The sequence below is a fragment of the Enterobacter cloacae complex sp. HYC080_NIDB genome (assembly GCF_056673325.1).
Window position 1 is genome coordinate 291,451 of sequence record NZ_CP114212.1, and the last position, 19,589, is coordinate 311,039.

The 19,589-nt window shown below is 47.2% G+C and carries 15 protein-coding genes and 1 pseudogene; 11 read left to right on the forward strand and 5 right to left on the reverse strand.

Going from position 1 to position 19,589, the window contains the following annotated elements:
* The first annotated feature begins 124 nt into the window (after window positions 1-124).
* The 4 genes and pseudogenes from O1723_RS01305 to O1723_RS01320 form a co-directional block, all read left to right on the forward strand.
* Window positions 125-967 carry a TnsA endonuclease N-terminal domain-containing protein gene (locus O1723_RS01305; RefSeq protein WP_000090707.1) on the forward strand — a complete coding sequence of 281 codons (843 nt, stop codon included), beginning with the start codon at window positions 125-127 and terminating at the stop codon, window positions 965-967.
* Window positions 954-3,077, forward strand: coding sequence for a transposase (locus tag O1723_RS01310; protein ID WP_248191323.1), 2,124 nt, complete (start codon window positions 954-956; stop codon window positions 3,075-3,077). Before O1723_RS01305 ends, O1723_RS01310 begins: the two co-directional genes overlap by 14 nt.
* Window positions 3,077-4,525: an ATP-binding protein gene (locus tag O1723_RS01315; RefSeq protein WP_248191325.1), complete on the forward strand. Its 1,449-nt coding sequence runs from the start codon at window positions 3,077-3,079 to the stop codon at window positions 4,523-4,525. The genes O1723_RS01310 and O1723_RS01315 overlap by 1 nt, the downstream gene beginning before the upstream one ends.
* A gap of 40 nt (window positions 4,526-4,565) precedes the next feature.
* Window positions 4,566-4,835 (forward strand): annotated as a pseudogene (locus O1723_RS01320) (TniQ family protein); the annotation flags it as partial.
* Between the two features lie 30 nt (window positions 4,836-4,865).
* Here O1723_RS01320 and O1723_RS01325 read toward each other — a convergent pair.
* A protein-coding gene (locus O1723_RS01325; protein WP_100245182.1) for an IS3-like element ISKpn34 family transposase occupies window positions 4,866-5,986 on the reverse strand; the annotation gives its coding sequence in 2 pieces (ribosomal slippage) (window positions 4,866-5,728 and window positions 5,728-5,986; 1,122 coding nt in all).
* Between the two features lie 322 nt (window positions 5,987-6,308).
* On the opposite strand from O1723_RS01325, the gene O1723_RS01330 reads away from it, so the two are divergent.
* Together O1723_RS01330 and O1723_RS01335 are read left to right on the forward strand one after the other, a co-directional pair.
* Window positions 6,309-6,608, forward strand: coding sequence for a helix-turn-helix domain-containing protein (locus tag O1723_RS01330; protein ID WP_001097216.1), 300 nt, complete (start codon window positions 6,309-6,311; stop codon window positions 6,606-6,608).
* 563 nt (window positions 6,609-7,171) lie between these two features.
* On the forward strand, window positions 7,172-8,998 hold the full coding sequence (locus O1723_RS01335) for an AAA family ATPase (RefSeq protein WP_001239419.1): 1,827 nt from the start codon (window positions 7,172-7,174) through the stop codon (window positions 8,996-8,998).
* Window positions 8,999-9,166: 168 nt separating this feature from the next.
* Here the strand turns inward: O1723_RS01335 and copM are convergent, their stop codons facing one another.
* The 4 genes from copM to silR all read right to left on the reverse strand — a co-directional run bounded on the left by copM (window position 9,167) and on the right by silR (window position 12,495).
* Window positions 9,167-9,517, reverse strand: a complete 351-nt coding sequence (copM, locus tag O1723_RS01340; RefSeq protein WP_000647571.1) for a CopM family metallochaperone — start codon at window positions 9,515-9,517, stop codon at window positions 9,167-9,169.
* 147 nt (window positions 9,518-9,664) lie between these two features.
* A complete protein-coding gene (gene silE / locus O1723_RS01345; protein WP_000790485.1) occupies window positions 9,665-10,096 on the reverse strand; it encodes a silver-binding protein SilE in 432 nt (143 codons plus the stop codon).
* Between the two features lie 244 nt (window positions 10,097-10,340).
* Window positions 10,341-11,822 carry a copper/silver sensor histidine kinase SilS gene (silS, locus tag O1723_RS01350; protein ID WP_000555736.1) on the reverse strand — a complete coding sequence of 494 codons (1,482 nt, stop codon included), beginning with the start codon at window positions 11,820-11,822 and terminating at the stop codon, window positions 10,341-10,343.
* The gene (gene silR, locus O1723_RS01355) at window positions 11,815-12,495 is read right to left on the reverse strand and encodes a copper/silver response regulator transcription factor SilR (RefSeq protein ID WP_000697968.1); all 681 of its coding nucleotides are present in this window, start codon (window positions 12,493-12,495) and stop codon (window positions 11,815-11,817) included. Before silR ends, silS begins: the two co-directional genes overlap by 8 nt.
* A 189-nt stretch (window positions 12,496-12,684) precedes the next feature.
* On the opposite strand from silR, the gene silC reads away from it, so the two are divergent.
* The 5 genes from silC to O1723_RS01380 all read left to right on the forward strand — a co-directional run bounded on the left by silC (window position 12,685) and on the right by O1723_RS01380 (window position 19,541).
* Window positions 12,685-14,070, forward strand: coding sequence for a Cu(+)/Ag(+) efflux RND transporter outer membrane channel SilC (gene silC / locus O1723_RS01360; protein ID WP_000475506.1), 1,386 nt, complete (start codon window positions 12,685-12,687; stop codon window positions 14,068-14,070).
* Window positions 14,071-14,097: 27 nt separating this feature from the next.
* On the forward strand, window positions 14,098-14,451 hold the full coding sequence (cusF, locus tag O1723_RS01365; protein ID WP_001246155.1) for a cation efflux system protein CusF: 354 nt from the start codon (window positions 14,098-14,100) through the stop codon (window positions 14,449-14,451).
* A 113-nt stretch (window positions 14,452-14,564) separates the two neighbouring features.
* Complete coding sequence (gene silB, locus O1723_RS01370; protein WP_000157620.1) at window positions 14,565-15,857, forward strand: Cu(+)/Ag(+) efflux RND transporter periplasmic adaptor subunit SilB; 1,293 nt, start codon at window positions 14,565-14,567, stop codon at window positions 15,855-15,857.
* A gap of 10 nt (window positions 15,858-15,867) precedes the next feature.
* Window positions 15,868-19,014 carry a Cu(+)/Ag(+) efflux RND transporter permease subunit SilA gene (silA, locus tag O1723_RS01375; RefSeq protein ID WP_000574029.1) on the forward strand — a complete coding sequence of 1,049 codons (3,147 nt, stop codon included), beginning with the start codon at window positions 15,868-15,870 and terminating at the stop codon, window positions 19,012-19,014.
* Window positions 19,015-19,100: 86 nt separating this feature from the next.
* Window positions 19,101-19,541, forward strand: coding sequence for a DUF411 domain-containing protein (locus O1723_RS01380; protein ID WP_000758228.1), 441 nt, complete (start codon window positions 19,101-19,103; stop codon window positions 19,539-19,541).
* The last annotated feature ends 48 nt before the right edge of the window (window positions 19,542-19,589 follow it).

A 19,589-nucleotide genomic window follows, 5' to 3' on the forward strand; every position in this document is an offset into this window, starting at 1 on the left:
AAAGTTGTAACCATTCTCAAAAAACGACGCTAATGTTGTATGCTTACTGAATGTGTGGTTATAGGGTTGGAGACTATAAAATGCACATATAGGTACGTATCAATGTCGTTTTTAGGGTACGATCATGGCTAGGGGTAGGCGTCTCAAATCCTATTTGGATTATGAAAATGCGCTAGGTGACGGCATAGGAGTGGGCTATGGCCAAAGTTATCAGCCCTGGCTTAGAGCTCAGGACGTTAAATCCCGTGGAAACCGTTCGATAGTCTTTGGCCTTAAGACGTTTCGAAACCATCATCTCCTTTCTTCTGTCGAAAGTAACTTTTTCTATCTGGCTGAGTTTAATGACTCGGTGATTGATATCCGGGAACAATTCCCACTCTTTCCTCTCCGGCTTACCCAACAAATAGCAAATCATCTACATTTTCAACATCCTATGGTGAGGGGAGTAAGAGGAGTACCTGTCGAAGTTCTGAATGTTATGACAACCGATTTTTTACTGACCTTGAGAACTCCTGAAGGCGGACTTCGATACAAAGCTATAGCAGTAAAACATAACGAGAGCATACCTGAACGCGAAGCCCAAAAACTTGAAATAGAGAGGATGTTTTGGCAGTTGATTGATGTTGAGTTTCAAATTTATGTTGGCTCGGAACTCAATAACGTCGTCGGTAAAAACATTTGCTGGGCTACTTCTGTATTAAGAGATGGTTCTGAATTTTATGATAAATATCCTCTTGATAAAATCCTATGGAAGCTTAAACCAGATGTTTATCCCATAGTAGGACTACGTGCAATGATTTCATCAATCTTTGGGGTAGATGCACAAGAAGCGATGATGTTATTGCAGGCAATGATTGGATTAAAAATGATAAATGTTGATTTATCATATCCAATACTCGAAACCGGTCTGATAAAGATAATTTCCAATGACCACTATATAGGACTGAACGCAAATGGATATTATTAGGAATTCAGTCTGGCTCTCTCAAGGCACTGATTTGCTTGCAGAGGGACTTTACCGTGTTTTGGATTTTGACAGAAAGGTCGATTTGTTAATTTTGTTTAAAATAAAATCAGAAAGAACGGGTAAGCCAATCCCTTTCTCATTTTCAATGTTTAAATATTATATTGAATCAAATAGCATAACTTGTAAAGATTATATATATCCTTCATATATGTTAGTAGATGAGAAAGAATTAACAGATAAAGACAGAGGAAGGCGAGATGAAAATTACAATATCATTAAAGATCTTGTAGATGACAGAATGTTTCTGTTCGACTATGCATTACATAAAAAGTCGCACCTTTTAATGGATTACTCAAGAAATAAAAAAATATCACAATATACTATCAGAACGCTTCTGGCGTTGTATTGGCGACATGGGCAGGATATTTATGCATTGCTACCCGCATTCTCGAACTGTGGCGCCGCTGGGAAAAGTAGAATCAAACATGAAATTAAACTTGGGAATTCCAAAAAAAACAGAGCATTACCTAATGAACGATCACGTGTTTTCATTCTTAATGAAAGAGATATAAATAATATTAGAAAATCTCTCATTACGTATCATTATAAAGTTAACGGAGATACGATAAAGAAAACATTAGAGAGACATATTGATTTGTATTTTAGGGATGAAATTAAAACAGCAAACCTAGAAAATAGAGCTCCATATGTTCCTTCTTTAAAACAATTTTCATACTGGAATAAAAAACTCTTCACTAAAGATTTCTCGATAAATAAGAAGAACACGAAAAAAGAAATAGACCTCAAAATGCGGGCGCTTTTAGGTAGTGTGGCTAATACAACTGTTTTGCCGGGTGATGTTTTCGAAATAGACTCAACTGTCGCTGATGTACATCTTATTTCGAGTTTAAACAGACGAAAAGTCATTGGGCGTCCTACTATTTATACAGTGGTGGATCGTGCAACAAGAATGATTGTTGGCCTTCATGTTTCTTTATACCATGCTTCATGGCGAGCCGCCCGACAAGCGTTAGCAAATTGCTTTATGCCAAAAAAAGAATATTGTAGATTATTTGGAATCTCTATTACTGATGATGATTGGCCTTGTTCTCACATTCCATTAACATTGATGTGTGACAACGGGGAGATGATTGGTCTTAAACCTCAGGAAGAGATGACCCCCCTGACAAAACTTGAGTTTGCGCCAGTCGGTAGAGGCGACAGAAAAAGCATTGTTGAACGCTGTTTCGGCATTCTGAATGATGAGGTTATTCATAGGCTTATTGGAACAACACGAAGGGGAAAGATTGTTAAAGGAGAGCCAACACCGCAATCCAGGGCTTGTTTAACGATTCAGGAGGTCACGTCTTTACTGATTCGGGAGATACTTGCACATAATCAGAGAACGTATGAGGAACTGGCTTATATCAATCCCTTACTGATTGAAAATGATCTCGTAATATCACCAAAAAATAGTTGGATGATAAGCTTAAAGCACGGGAGATTCAGCGCAAGAGCCGTTGGGGCCGACGAAGTGATCGCACGATTGTTAATCCCTGTGAACGCTAACATTACCGCCGGTGGGATTCAGTACAATAATCTTTTTTATGAATGTGATCCTGAAATTGCATCTGGTGTCAGAGTATTTGGAAGAACCACTTGTGAAGCAAGAATAGATGACAATTGCGTAGATTATATATATGTAAGATTTGACAAAAATAGCATTTTCAAAAAACATTACCTACTTAAGAAAAGAGATGTATTTAAAGGGAAAGCTCATCTTGATACAGATGTAATGGCTGATTGGGTAGATACTCAAAAAGAAATTAATTTATTTACTCTGGATTCGCTCAGCAATATCAATAATAAAGATGAATTTAACAGGAAAGGTAACGAAAGATTAAATGAAATATACGAATCTCGCCGGGTACATGGTAAAGATATTAAAAAGAACAGGAAAAATGAACTTGATTCATTAGGGCGAACTCATGTTGCTAATGGAAGATCTGAACCCCTACTTCCTTCATCCAGTAATGTTCTGCTTTTGCCTGGCCAGGAGGAGAAACAAAGATGGTTAAAAGGTAAGAAGAAGACTGAGGACGCAGAATAATGAATCTTATACGGCGCGTTTCAGCGATATATAAAGAACAGGAGTTACCTGAGTATCGTGGCAATCCCTTAATTGAAGCACTTCCTGAAGCGCTTACGGAAGATGAAGTACTTCTGGAAATGAGTTATTTCCCCGAAATTGACGAAAAAATCCGCTGGACTGCCCCGGCGAATGTTAGAGAGCAGTATGTCGAACGTATAAAGAAATTCCGTTGCCCTCAAACCAATCTTATCCAGGCTTATAAGATGATCTTACGGGCACTTAGGGAAAGCTATGAAGCTCGTAATCCTTTAAAAAGCGGAACAATTCAATATCTTCATTACTATGGAAATGAGCGTCCTGATATTGAGCCAGAAAGTGGATATTTTAAATCCCAGGCTGAAACTATTACGATAGTTGGAATGAGTGGTTCTGGAAAAACTACCATGATTGAGCAAGTCATGGATCATTTCCCTCAGATTATAGAACACAGCAGCTATAAAGGAGTTTTTCCCGGCTTCAGTAAGCAAATTGTATGGGTAAAGATTAATTGTCCATACAATTCAAGTGTGAGAGACCTTTGTGAAGAGATTTTACAAAAATTAGATGATGCAATTGGTATTGAACGAACTACACCTGAGATTAGAAATGGTGCTCTGGCTCGCCAGATTGCACAAAGAATTAAATCATCATTTTTGGGTATCCTTGTTATTGATGAAATGCAGAGGCTTAAATTTTCAAGAACCGGGGGTGAGAGTAAGTTGATTGATTTTTTACATGAAATTGTAGATTCCATGGGGGTATCTATGGTTTTTTGTGGAAATCATCCTTTTGACGAGACGCTGACAAAGAAAATGAGAATTGCCAGGCGGGCAGAGTCTGGTGGTTACATGAAAATTAAGAATGTTAGATACGATTCACAAGACTGGCAATCGTTTATTCATTATTTATGGCCATTACAATGGACAAATGTTGAAACTCCATTAAATGATGAGTTAAACGAAAAATTATTCATTTTATCTAAAGGCAATATTGGATTGGCTCAGATGATTTATCGGGGGGCACAATTAAAGGTTATCGGTAGCGGCAATGAAATCATCACTGGCGCAGTCTTGTCGGCCTCTGTACCGGTACTCGTGAGTCATACGGAGGAATATAAGGATACTCCACTCCCGGGGGCCGCGACTGAAGATGAGGAAGCTAAATGGCTCTCTGCATCTAATGAGGGTGATGCTTCGGCTAAAATCATGGCAGAGAAGTCCCTAAAGTCTTTGATCCCTGGGGATATAGACAGGCCACAGCACAAGGAATTCGTAGGAAAAATAGACGAGGTTTTGCGCAATTTCGACGAGAAAATACTGTCTCTTGACCACGATCTTGTTATCAACAGAACAGCTGAAAAGAAAAATACCTACGATGCTCTTCAGCGTTGCGGGCTTATAAATATAGATCCACTTAATAAATTGTAATGAGGTAACAGTTCGTAACGGTCAAAGAGAGGTGTGGGAAATGAGAATGTTGCCTGTTTTGCCTGATGAATCCTTGTTCAGCCGGTTTTGTCGGACAACTACCGTGTACGGTATGTCCCCATCTTCTCTGTTAACGATCATTTTCAACAAACCTGATATGAACGTCCATCCAATTCTCAATTCAGGATTAAAGGCTATTTCTCTTCATACATCCGAAAGTGCAGATCAGCTCTGGCATGAACAGACTTTACTCCCTCTTTTTGCCTGGGCACTACCAATCAGTCGTAATGAAATTATGGATTTCAACACGATGACCTGCCCCCAGAGTTAGATACAACCTTCAGTTAGTAATGTCGGTTGGTTTTTCTTCATATTTCCCGTTTCGCCAGCCCGCTGCAAATTCAGCCGGCGTCAGGTAATTCAGTGATGAATGTGGTCGACACTCGTTATAATCCAGTCGCCAGTCATTAATGATCTTCCTGGCGTGAACAATATCGCTGAACCAGTGCTCATTCAGGCATTCATCACGAAAGCGTCCGTTAAAACTCTCAATAAATCCGTTCTGCGTTGGCTTGCCGGGCTGGATAAGTCGCAGCTCCACACCATGCTCAAAAGCCCACTGATCGAGTGCGCGGCAGGTAAACTCCGGGCCCTGATCGGTTCTTATCGTAGCCGGATAGCCGCGAAACAGCGCAATGCTGTCCAGAATACGCGTGACCTGCACGCCTGAAATCCCGAAGGCAACAGTGACCGTCAGGCATTCCTTTGTGAAATCATCCACGCAGGTCAGGCACTTGATCCTGCGACCTGTGGCCAGTGCGTCCATGACGAAATCCATTGACCAGGTCAGATTGGGCGCCATCGGGCGGAGCAGCGGCAGACGTTCTGTTGCCAGCCCTTTACGACGTCGTCTGCGTTTTACACTCAGGCCATTAAGTTGATAGATGCGGTAAACCCGCTTGTGGTTAACGCAAAGACCTTCACGTCGCAGAAGCTGCCAGATACGCCGGTAACCAAAACGGCGGCGTTCAAGTGCCAGCTCTGTGATGCGTAGAGACAGCTGCGCGTCAGCAGCCGGACGCTGAGCCGAATATCGGCAGGTTGACAGGGACAGACCTGCCAGCCCGCAGGCACGACGTTGCGACAGACCCTTAGCCTCGCACATGACTTCCACGGCTTCCCGCTTCTGGTCTGTCGTCAGTACTTTCGCCCAAGAGCCACCTGAAGCGCCTCCTTATCCAGCATGGCTTCAGCAAGCAGCTTCTTGAGTCTGGCGTTCTCTTCCTCAAGCGACTTCAGGCGCTTAACCTCAGGCACCTCCATACCGCCATACTTCTTACGCCATGTGTAAAAGGTGGCGTCGGAAATGGCGTGCTTACGGCAGAGCTCACGGGCAGAAACGCCGGCTTCGGCCTCGCGGAGAATACATATGATCTGTTCGTCGGAAAAACGCTTCTTCATGGGGATGTCCTCATGTGGCTTATGAAGACATTACTAACATCACGGTGTATTAATCAACGGGGAGCAGGTCATACCACCTGTGTATGATGCCGGTTAGCAACAACGTCTAAAAGACCTGCGATCACGTGGGTCCCTCTCCAGCAAAGGGGCAAGGGGTGCTATATAACGGTGTACTGCTTACCCAATACGGCCTTGTATTTGAAAGATGCCGCATCTTGGCAGGATTCGTATTACAGCCTATAGTCTGTTAATGAGCATTACAGCCTATATGCTGTAAATCCCTGCGTTATGCTTGTTAACTCGTCGATACGGAAGGTCACTTATGAACACTCAATACGCTTTGAAGACTTTGAATCAGTTACGTCCTGTTTTAATCGGCTTTCGCAAAGCCAATGGACTGACGCAAAAAGATGTTTCTGAACGTTTGGGTATAACACAGCAAACTTATGCCCGACTAGAGGCCAACCCTGCAAGTGCGGGTTTTGAGCGTTTGTTTAGGGTGTTCAGCGTCCTTGGAGTGGAGATCGTACTTTCATCCAGGGAACCATTGTCAGATGCAAAGCCCGAATACGGAGCTATGCACAATTATTCTTCACTTCCAGCCAGGCGGGAGAAATGGTGACGCCTGGCGCTTCCCGGTCTAATTTTTCTTCAACAAGATTAACCCCTTAGCGGCCTGAAGTATCAGGTTGCGATAGAGCCTTTCATTTCTTCTGTTATGTTAAATACACCATTTTGAGCTATTTCGCTCGGCCTTAAATTATCTCTTCATTCTTCAGTGAAAATTTTATGTCGATCACATTATCGATGAATTTAGGAAATAATCCGTAAATGAAAATCTATCTTCTTTTAAATTCATCAGTGTCAGTAGCAAATATTACGCATAAAAGAATGGTTATTATTATCATTTAAATTATAAAGCTCATGAGTCAATTCCAAAAAATATAATAAGCATTGAAATCATTACCCGTGATTCTGGAGTTTTAACTTTGCCATGTAACCAACCACAAGTTAGTTTCCGGTGTTTTGAGGGGCAGTAAAGTTCTGAAAGCGCGACCAGATCATAATCCCGAAATGTCGTTAAGATATTCTGAATAACGGTTATCCCTGCTTGTTGGCAGGCATTTGAAAATATATTTTGTATTCAGGTTGCAGCAAAACGCTTTCTTACACACAGGACTTCATATGCGGCTCAGAAAATTAAAACTGAAAAACTTCAGAGGCTACAGAAACTCTACTGAAATCATTATTGATGAAAGCATGACGGGTATTGTCGGTCGTAATGACTTTGGGAAATCAACGCTTCTGGAAGCGCTGGCTATTTTTTTTGAAACAGAAGGAATGAAGGCTGACAAGAATGACATGAACTGTTTCAGCCTAAGAGAAGGGGACGGCCGTTTTGAAATAGCCTGTGAATTTGATGACCTGCCCGATTTTATCATGATCGACGACAGGGTGCAGACCACGCTCGCCTCAGAACATCTGCTGAATGAGGACGGCAATTTTGAAATCGTCAAAACGTTTAAAGCAACGACCTCAGGAAAACCGGAGCAGACCTGCATCCGCTGCATCCACCCGGATGAGGAGCCCCTGAGAAATTTACTGGGCATGAAAATTTCTGAGCTCAAGGCGGTGGGAAAAGAAGTTGAAAAAAATGTGGCGGATAAACGCACTGCATCGTTATGGCGTCAGGCCATCAGGGAAGCCGCAGCCCCCTATACCTGTTCGGAAATTATGCTGGATGTCGATAAAGAGTTCGGAACCGACACAAAATCATTATGGGGTAAGATCCTCGATTTGCTGCCCACGTATGCGATTTTCAAAGCCGACAGGGAAAGCAGCGACGGGGATTCCGAAGCTAAAAACCCCTTACAGCAGGCCGTAAAAGACGCTCAGGCTGCGCTGCAGGACAAAATTACAGCGCTGGAAAATGAGATTCAGGACAGCGTCCTGGATGTCGCACAGAGAACGCTGGATAAATTACGTGAAATGGCCCCCGAACTCGCCAGTGAACTGACTCCACGATTTAAGGAGAAACCCAAGTGGACCTTCAATTTCACCCTGGACGGGGAAAATGGCATCCCCATCAATAAGCGCGGCAGCGGGATAAGGAGGCTTATCCTGTTGAATTTTTTTCGGGCTGAGGCTGAAAAGAATGTCGCGGGGACGCCCAGAAATGTGATTTATGCCATAGAGGAGCCTGAAACGTCACAGCATCCGAACTATCAGATGATGCTGATGAAAGCGTTACTGGCACTGGCAGGCCAGCCGCACCGTCAGATTATCGTCACCACCCATGTCCCGGCGCTGGCCGGATTAATCCCTGTCGAAGGCGTACGTTATGTTACCCGAAATGAGGCGGGTGAACCCGTAGTAAAAATGCCGGATGACGCAGTGCTGAAGGAAGCCACTGAAAGCCTGGGGGTGCTGCCAGAGACCGGTATGGAAAGGGCGCAGGGGATTGTTCTGGTAGAGGGAAAGTCGGATGTTACTTTCCTGAGGCATGCGGCCAGTTCATTAAAACAGTCAGGTGCGCTGCCAGCCTCTCTGGAGGACGTGAAAATAGTGCCAGTCCTCATAGGAGGGTGTGGTAGCGTCAAACACTGGGTTACATTGAATCTGGCCAAAGATCTGGGGCTTCCCTGGTGCGTATTTCTGGACTCCGATATTGGGGGAGACCCTGCACAGGTTCTGTCCATCCAGAAGCGTAAAAAAGAAGTAGAGGAGGCCGGTAAGGTATTTTTCGCTACGCGCAAACGTGAGATAGAAAACTATCTGTGCCCGGATCTTATCGAGGAAATTACTGGTGTAGCCGTCACGTTTACGGACACCTGTGACGCTAAAAAAATAATCGGCCGGGCTGTGGGAATGAAACCCGATAATGTACTAGATAAATTCTGGCCTCAGATGACATCAGAAAGAATCATCTCAAGATCAACCTATCATGACGGAACGCAGGAGAGAAGCGAGCTGGTTGAGATCCTGAGCGACATTGTATCCATGACGAGATAATGTATTAAATAAGCATCTCAGGTGCATATATTCCGGTCCTCAACAAAGGACCGGAGTACAGAGTAGTAAAAACCCGAAATTAATCGGGTTTGAATTATATAAAGATTAACCGACTCCCGCGCCCAGGAACGATGTAAAATCACGCTTGTCGTGACATTTCTACAATGTTTACTTTTGACTATCAAGCCATTTATTCATCTGCTCAATTTCACCTTTTTGAGCTTTAATGATGTCCTGCGCGAGCTTTCTCATTTTCGGATCTTTTCCGTATTTGAGCTCGGTCTCAGCCATTGCTATTGCCCCTTCATGGTGCGCTACCATGCCTTTCGCAAAAGCCTTGTCGGGATCGGACTCATTTACGGCAGCCATCATTTTGTCATGCATGTCTTTCATGCCAGCCATATATTCCTGTGACGAAGCCGAGGTAGACATATCAGTCATTTTCATTTCTGAATGTTCTGCTGAAATCGCTGGCAGGGATAACATTAATACTGCAAATAAAGTGTTTCTGGCTTTCATAAAAAATATCCTTTTAGCGTTGATGCCCGTTAACTGTAGCAGAATCTGATAAAAATGCCCCCTGTAGGGGGCAAAGATGTTGCCATATATCCGGTTACGGAAAAATCTATCAAGGAAATAAGGACAGCACAGATACTTCCCTCGCCGTCAGCCTGCACTGAGCATGCGACGATGCGCTTCGGCCATGGCCTGATGTGGGCCAGACTGACCGTTATTCATAAATTCATGGGCAACTGCAGCTCTTTCATGCTCATTCATTGCCGCTAATGACTTCGACGGCCCGGTAGGGGAAACGGTCTGACTTCCCATCATCCTCTGATGACTTTCCACCATTTTCTGGTGCGCATCCGCCGACCCGTTCGTCATGGTTTCATGAGCAATAATGGCCTGTTCATGCTGGTCCATACCGGCCATACGAGGTGCAGTCCCCTGGATCCCGACAGGAGCCGCAGCAGACTGCATCTGGTGAGCAGGTGCCTGTGCATTGTTGACCCGCTCATGGATATTCACGGTTTCAGTGGCCCAGGCCGAAGAAATTAAGCCAAAGCCCAGCAAGGATGCTAATACGATATTTTTCATGATAACTCTCCATTTCTTAATTAGTGATGTCCGGGGGAGTACAACCGGTGTTTTCAGTTCCATAACTGAAACAGGTTCGGAAGTGTTTATTTCTCCGGGAGGGGACTGGATATTCATTTCCTGGCGTCCACTGACGCCGGATATTGATAAAGCAATCCAGCCTTCCTGATAAGTTGCACTAATTATATCGAATGGCTTCTGTTTGCTGCATGACAGGCTAATGACATCTTTGTCATTTAAATCTTTATTCCCAGCACTGGGTGTCCGGAATCATTTTCTCCAGTCTGGGCACGGATAAGATAAAACGCGTTGAGTGTACGTCCGATTCCACCTGCACTCTTCCGTGATGTGCTTCCACGATTGACTTCACAATCGCAAGGCCGATGCCGCTGCCTTCTCCTTTTCGTTGTCTGGACGGATCCACCCGATAAAAACGGTCAAACAACCTTGATAAATGCTCTTCAGGGATTGGTTTCCCCGGATTTTCAATCACAAGGTCAAAAAAGCTCTCCTGCTCTCTTATTGAGACGGTGATTGCCTGTCCCTCCGGGGTATAACGCAGGGCATTGGATAACAGATTATTGATCGCCCTTCTGAACATTTGTGGATCTCCCTCAACCAGGCAGGGCATCCCGTTAAATTTGAGCGTGATATTGCGTTCTTCGGCCCAGGCTTCGAAAAACTCGAAGACTTTCATGACTTCCGCTCTGAGGTCAAACATGACCCTGTCAGGTATCAGCTGATTATTATCTGCCTGTGCCAGGAACAGCATATCGCTGACCATTTTGGTCATCCGGTTATACTCTTCAAGACTGGAATAGAGGACATCCTCAAGTTCCCTCTGTGTTCGATCCTGACTCAGTGCGATTTCAGTCTGCGTCACCAGATTGGTGATGGGCGTTCTGATCTCATGCGCGATATCGGCAGAGAAATTGGCCTGGCGGGTAAAGACATCCTCAATCTTTCCAATCATATGATTGAACGAGATAACCAGTTGCTCCAGCTCAATGGGAACGCGTGTCGGTTCCAGTCGCGCATCAAGATTCTCGGAGGTGATGTTTTTAATGGCATTGCTGACATTACGAAGGGGCAGGTGCCCCTGACGGACAGCGATTCGAATGATCAGAACAATCAACAGGCTTATCACGACGGCAATCGCAATCAGGTTCTTTTTCAGCGCATCGAGGTAATGGAGATGGAAATTAATGGATAGGCCAGTCAGCATGACATAGTTCTGCTGTTTGCCCTGAAATATCGCCTGACCAGAGGAGGCGATAATCCTGTATGTTTCCATCTTCATTTCGGACCCGGTATCCATCGGTCCCGCAGGATCCTCCACCGTCCAGAGAAAGACATCCCGTGCGCGGCTGTGCTCGCTAAAATCTGCTGAATTCACTGCCGGGCGTAGTGCCGCCCCCTGAGCTGAGCTAAAGAGCACTTCCCCCCTGGGATTGAGGAGCAAAAGGGCAACGTTGCGGTAGCTGGCAATTGATTCCTTTATTTTGCTTATTTTTTTATCATCCGGATCCACCGGGGACTGCAGTATACGGTTCAGTGTGGTGCTGATTTGTTGAAGATCGCTGACATCCTGCTCGGCAAAATGATTTTCAACAGAATGCAGCATAAACCAGGTGAATGCGATAAAAGCCAGTATCGTGGACAGGCTGATAAAAAAGGTCAGCCGCAGAGCGAGTGAGAAAGGGCGTCTGGAAGGTTTGCTATGCATCCGGGACCTCCAGCATGTAGCCCACGCCCCGGACTGTCTGGATCAGCTTTGTCTCGTAATCGTTGTCTATTTTAGCGCGGAGTCGCTTTACTGCGACATCGATCGCATTAGTGTCGCTGTCAAAATTCATGTCCCAGACCTGAGAGGCAATCAGGGAGCGGGGAAGAACCTCTCCCTGATGGCGAATGAAGAATTCCAGCAGGCTGAACTCTTTACTGGTGAGCACAATGCGGTTTCCGGCGCGACTGACTTTTCTGGATACGAGATCAATCGAGAGGTCAGCCACCTTAAACTGGCTTTCCGTGATCATCGTGTTTCCCCGCCTCAGAAGGGTTCTCACCCGGGCGAGCAGTTCGGCAAACGCAAAGGGTTTAACCAGATAATCGTCCGCACCCAGTTCCAGTCCTTTGACCCTATGTTCGATCGTGCCGAGGGCTGTCAGCAGTAAGACCGGCATACCCTTTCCGGCAGTGCGCAGCATGCGGATGATATCCCAGCCGTTCACATCAGGTAGCATGATATCCAGAATGACTAAATCATACTCGGCTGTCATGGCGAGATGATATCCGGTAAGACCATTATCAGCGTGATCCACTACGAACCCTGCCTCTGTAAGCCCTTTGCTGAGATATTCACCTGTTTTAATTTCGTCTTCGACGATCAATATTTTCATCTTGCTCCCCGGCTGGCTGCTAATGTCATTCTATTGCGCCCACGATCGTTATCAACGGATTACAGCAAAAATGACAACATTGTCATTATCCTGTCACCCGGCAAACAGAGAGCGTTAGGTAAAGTACCCCTATCAATACTCTGGACTTCATTTGAACCATTTACCAGGTCTGCCTGGACGAGAAGCGTTATGTTCAAATTAAAATTACTCAGCATTAGCACGATATTCATCCTGGCAGGCTGCGTGTCGCTTGCGCCTGAATATCAGCGGCCCGCAGCACCGGTACCCCAGCAGTTTTCACTGTCCCATAACAGCCTGACGCCAGCGGTAAATGGCTATCAGGATACGGGCTGGCGTAACTTTTTTGTCGATCCCCAGGTTACCCGGTTGATCGGTGAAGCTCTGACTAATAACCGTGATTTGAGAATGGCTGCCCTGAAGGTTGAAGAGGCCCGAGCCCAGTTCAACGTCACGGATGCAGATCGTTATCCCCAGCTGAATGCCTCATCCGGGATAACATACAGCGGTGGTCTGAAAGGTGACAAGCCGACCACACAGGAGTACGACGCGAGACTGGAGCTCAGCTATGAGCTCGATTTTTTCGGCAAACTTAAGAACATGAGTGATGCTGATCGCCAGAACTACTTTGCCAGCGAAGAAGCCCGTCGGGCCGTACACATCCTGCTGGTATCCAACGTTTCACAAAGCTATTTCAGCCAGCAACTGGCGTACGAACAACTTCGTATTGCGCGGGAAACGCTGAAAAATTATCAACAGTCCTATGCTTTCGTTGAGCAGCAGCTCGTGACCGGGAGTACGAACGTTCTGGCACTTGAACAGGCGCGAGGACAAATCGAAAGTACCCGCGCCGAAATAGCCAAACGAGAAGGCGATCTGGCTCAGGCAAACAATGCCCTGCAACTGGTGCTGGGAACGTACCGCGCACTTCCGTCAGAAAAAGGGATGAAAGGCGGGGAGATAGCCCCAGTAAAATTGCCACCAAATCTGTCTTCACAAATTTTGCTGCAGCGACCGGATATTATGGAAGCGGAATATCAGCTGAAAGCGGCTGATGCCAATATTGGCGCAGCGCGAGCGGCCTTTTTCCCCTCAATTACCCTGACCAGTGGTCTTTCCGCAAGCAGTACGGAGCTGTCCAGCCTGTTTACGTCAGGAAGTGGAATGTGGAATTTTATCCCTAAAATTGAAATTCCTATATTTAATGCTGGCAGGAATAAAGCCAATCTGAAGCTGGCTGAAATTCGCCAGCAACAGTCGGTGGTTAATTACGAACAAAAAATTCAGTCAGCCTTTAAGGATGTTTCCGACACGCTTGCGCTGCGCGACAGCCTTAGCCAGCAACTTGAGTCACAGCAGCGTTATCTTGATTCACTTCAGATAACTCTCCAGCGTGCCAGAGGATTGTATGCAAGTGGTGCTGTCAGTTACATCGAAGTGCTGGATGCAGAACGTTCCCTCTTCGCTACCCAGCAAACCATTCTCGATCTTACCTATTCCCGGCAGGTTAACGAAATTAATCTGTTTACCGCGCTGGGTGGCGGTTGGGTAGAGTAAATTTATTTAATTAATCAGGAAATTAAAATGCGTAATTCACTTAAAGCCGTTTTATTTGGTGCCTTCTCTGTCATGTTTTCTGCCGGTCTTCATGCTGAAACACATCAGCATGGCGATATGAATACTGCCAGTGATGCTTCGGTACAGCAAGTTATCAAGGGCACCGGTGTCGTTAAAGACATTGATATGAATACTAAGAAAATCACCATTTCGCATGAAGCAATTCCAGCGGTGGGCTGGCCTGCAATGACCATGCGCTTTACTTTTGTTAATGCAGACGATGCTATTAATGCCCTGAAAACAGGCAACCATGTCGATTTCTCGTTTATTCAGCAGGGCAATATCTCCTTACTCAAAAGCATTAACGTGACGCAGTCCTGATTGGCTGTCCGGAGCGATTACATCCTGTGCGCCTGTACATTCACATAGGTATATGTGTGAGTTAACCGTCAGGCGCATATGCCAGGTGTTTTGATTTTTTAGCGGAAAATTGTATGGCTTCTTTAAAGATAAAATATGCTGCAATAATTATCAGCAGCCTCATAGCAGGGGGGCTGATATCGGTTACTGCCTGGCAGTATGTAAACTCAGCACAAAAGACAGAAAAAACAGAACAAAAGGCACCGGAACGAAAGGTGCTTTTCTGGTATGACCCAATGAAACCGGATACCAAATTTGATAAACCCGGAAAATCGCCCTTTATGGATATGGACCTGGTGCCAAAATATGCTGATGACAGTGGCGATAAAAGCAGTGGCGGGATCCGTATCGACCCAACCCAGGTTCAGAATCTGGGATTAAAAACGCAAAAAGTCACGCGAGGAATGCTGAATTATTCTCAGACAATCCCGGCTAATGTCAGCTATAACGAGTATCAGTTTGTTATTGTGCAGGCGCGTTCTGACGGGTTTGTCGAAAAAGTCTACCCCATGACGATTGGCGATCATGTGAAGAAGGGGACGCCACTTATCGATATTACCATTCCGGACTGGGTGGAAGCACAGAGTGAATTCCTTCTGTTATCCAGCACCGGTGGTACTTCCACGCAAATTAAAGGCGTTCTGGAACGGCTTCGCCTGGCAGGTATGCCGGAAGAGGATATTCAGAGACTGCGTTCTACCCGGAGCATTCAGACCCGTTTTACCATTAAAGCACCTATTGATGGTGTCATTACTGCATTTGACCTGCGCACCGGCATGAATATTTCGAAAGATAAGGTGGTGGCTCAGATTCAGGGAATGGACCCGGTCTGGATCAGCGCTGCAGTGCCAGAATCTATCGCCTATCTGCTGAAAGATACGTCGCAGTTTGAAATTTCGGTACCGGCTTATCCGGATAAAACATTCCATGTCGAAAAATGGAATATTCTTCCCAGCGTGGATCAGACAACCCGTACGCTTCAGGTCCGTCTCCAGGTTTCTAATAAGGATGAGTTTCTCAAGCCGGGCATGAATGCCTATCTGAAACTGAATACCAGAAGCCAGGAGATGCTGCTGATACCAAGCCAGGCCGTTATCGATACCGGCAAAGAACAGCGCGTGATTACTGTTGATGATGAAGGCAAGTTTGTGCCGAAACAGATCCACGTTCTGCATGAGTCACAGCAACAGTCCGGCATCGGCTCCGGCCTGAATGAAGGCGATACCGTGGTGGTCAGTGGCCTGTTCCTCATTGACTCTGAAGCCAATATTACGGGCGCACTGGAACGTATGCGCCACCCTGAAAAAACAGAAAGCAGTATGCCAGCAATGTCTGACCAGCCTGTAAATATGCATTCAGGGCACTGAGGAGACGACGATGATTGAATGGATTATCCGGCGCTCTGTCGCCAACCGTTTCCTGGTCATGATGGGGGCCCTGTTTCTCAGCATCTGGGGCACATGGACGATTATTAACACGCCTGTCGATGCCTTGCCTGACCTGTCAGATGTGCAGGTCATTATCAAAACCAGCTATCCCGGCCAGGCCCCGCAGATTGTAGAAAACCAGGTCACCTATCCACTTACCACCACCATGCTGTCCGTGCCTGGCGCAAAAACCGTGCGTGGTTTTTCACAGTTCGGTGATTCGTATGTGTATGTCATTTTTGAAGACGGCACCGATCTGTACTGGGCCCGTTCCCGCGTGCTGGAGTACCTGAACCAGGTACAGGGAAAACTGCCCGCCGGTGTGAGTTCTGAAATCGGTCCGGACGCCACGGGGGTGGGCTGGATATTTGAATATGCCCTTGTCGATCGCAGCGGAAAACACGACCTTTCAGAACTGCGTTCTCTGCAGGACTGGTTCCTGAAATTTGAGCTGAAAACCATCCCGAACGTGGCTGAGGTCGCTTCGGTTGGCGGCGTGGTGAAACAGTACCAGATTCAGGTCAATCCGGTAAAATTGTCTCAGTATGGTATCAGCCTGCCCGAAGTGAAACAGGCCCTTGAATCGTCTAACCAGGAGGCCGGTGGCTCATCCGTTGAAATGGCCGAAGCTGAGTATATGGTCCGTGCCAGCGGTTATCTTCAGAGCATTGATGATTTTAATAACATCGTCCTGAAAACAGGCGAGAACGGCGTGCCGGTTTATCTGCGGGATGTTGCCCGCGTGCAGACCGGGCCTGAAATGCGGCGTGGTATTGCCGAGCTGAACGGCCAGGGCGAAGTCGCTGGCGGCGTGGTGATCCTGCGGTCGGGTAAAAATGCACGCGACGTTATCACGGCAGTGAGGGATAAACTTGAGACGCTGAAGGCCAGCCTGCCGGAAGGCGTTGAAATCGTGACCACCTACGATCGCAGCCAGCTCATCGACCGGGCGATTGATAACCTCAGTTCCAAACTTCTGGAAGAGTTTATCGTGGTGGCCATCGTCTGTGCCCTGTTCCTGTGGCACGTACGTTCTGCCCTGGTGGCGATTATCTCTCTGCCGCTTGGTCTGTGTATCGCCTTTATCGTCATGCACTTCCAGGGACTGAACGCCAATATCATGTCGCTGGGAGGGATAGCGATTGCCGTCGGTGCGATGGTGGATGCCGCCATTGTGATGATTGAGAATGCGCATAAGCGGCTTGAGGAGTGGGATCATCAGCATCCGGGTGAGCAGATTGACAACGCCACCCGCTGGAAGGTGATTACCGATGCCTCCGTTGAAGTGGGACCCGCACTGTTTATCAGCCTGCTGATCATCACCCTGTCCTTTATTCCTATCTTTACCCTGGAAGGTCAGGAAGGACGTCTGTTTGGCCCGCTGGCATTCACGAAAACGTACTCCATGGCGGGCGCGGCCGCGCTGGCCATCATCGTCATTCCGATTCTGATGGGATTCTGGATCCGGGGGAAAATTCCTGCAGAGACCAGTAACCCCCTGAACCGGGTACTGATCAAAGCGTATCATCCATTGCTGTTGCGGGTTCTCCACTGGCCAAAAACAACCCTGCTGGTTGCGGCCTTGTCCATTTTCACCGTTATCTGGCCGCTGAGCCAGGTGGGCGGTGAGTTTCTGCCGAAGATTAACGAGGGCGACCTGTTGTATATGCCGTCGACCCTGCCGGGTGTCTCTCCGGCTGAAGCTGCAGCGCTCCTGCAGACGACGGACAAGTTAATCAAAAGCGTTCCTGAAGTGGCCTCTGTATTTGGCAAGACCGGTAAAGCAGAGACCGCCACGGATTCCGCACCGCTCGAAATGGTTGAAACCACGATCCAGCTCAAACCTGAGGATCAGTGGCGTCCAGGCATGACGATTGACAAGATTATTGAAGAACTCGACAGGACCGTCCGTTTACCGGGGCTGGCAAACCTCTGGGTGCCGCCAATCCGTAACCGTATTGATATGCTCTCAACCGGGATCAAAAGCCCGATAGGTATCAAGGTGTCCGGAACGGTTCTGTCCGATATCGATGCAACGGCGCAGAGTATCGAAGCGGTCGCCAAAACCGTACCCGGCGTAGTGTCTGCTCTCGCAGAGCGACTGGAAGGCGGGCGCTACATTGATGTGGATATCAACCGGGAAAAAGCCTCCCGCTACGGAATGACGGTGGGCGATGTGCAGCTGTTCATCTCATCAGCCATCGGCGGCGCGACGGTAGGGGAAACGGTTGAAGGCGTGGCCCGGTACCCGATTAATATCCGCTATCCGCAGGATTACCGGAACAGCCCGCAGGCCCTGAAACAGATGCCGATCCTGACCCCGATGAAGCAGCAGATCACGCTGGGCGATGTTGCGGATATTAAGGTCGTTTCCGGGCCGACTATGCTGAAAACGGAAAATGCCCGTCCAGCCAGCTGGATTTACATTGACGCGCGCGGCAGGGATATGGTGTCGGTGGTTAATGACATTAAAACGGCGATCAGTCAGAAAGTGAAACTGAGACCGGGTACCAGCGTGTCATTCTCCGGACAGTTTGAACTGCTTGAGCATGCCAACAAGAAACTGAAGCTGATGGTGCCGATGACGGTGATGATCATCTTCATCCTGTTGTATCTGGCATTCCGCCGGGTTGATGAAGCCCTGCTGATCCTGATGAGCCTGCCGTTCGCCCTGGTTGGCGGGATATGGTTCCTGTACTGGCAGGGCTTCCATATGTCTGTCGCAACCGGAACGGGGTTTATCGCTCTGGCCGGGGTGGCAGCAGAGTTTGGCGTGGTCATGCTGATGTATCTGCGTCATGCCATTGAAGCGCACCCGGAATTGTCCCGTAAAGAGACGTTCACACCGGAAGGCCTTGATGAAGCCCTCTATCATGGTGCCGTACTGCGTGTCCGGCCGAAAGCCATGACCGTGGCGGTGATCATTGCGGGTCTGCTGCCAATACTCTGGGGAACCGGTGCAGGTTCAGAAGTCATGAGCCGTATCGCGGCACCCATGATTGGTGGGATGATCACGGCTCCGCTGCTGTCCCTGTTCATTATTCCTGCCGCCTACAAATTAATCTGGCTGCGCAGACATAAAAAAAGCGTGTCCTGAACCTGAAAGGGCACCCCCTGTGGGTGTCCTTCTTTACTGATTCACCCTGACGTCAGGGTTTAAATCGATAATATACAGAGGTGAGTATGAAAAAAGTGGTTCTGATGGCGCTGGCTCTCGGCCTTTCACTGCCCGCGATGGCGAGTGAAAAAGTGATTGATATGTACAAATCTGAAAACTGTGGCTGTTGTTCCCTGTGGGGCAAGGCGATGGAAAAAGACGGGTTTGAAGTACGAACTCACGTCATGAATGATCAGGCGCTGTCAGCCCTGAAAGAAAAGCATGCTATTCCTGCAGGACTGCGAAGTTGTCATACCGCGGTTGCCGGTAATTTGATCATTGAAGGCCATGTGCCTGCGACAACGATACATAAGGCAATGCAGTCTGGTTCAGGTATATACGGTCTCGCCACCCCCGGTATGCCAGCAGGAAGTCCTGGAATGGAGATGGGAGCCCGAAAAGAGGCTTACGATGTTATCGCATTCTCACCGGATGGAAGTAAAAAAGTCTTCCAGCGAATCGAATAGTCAGCGGAACGGCTGATAACGGGACGCCGGTAGCAGGCACTCCTGTGC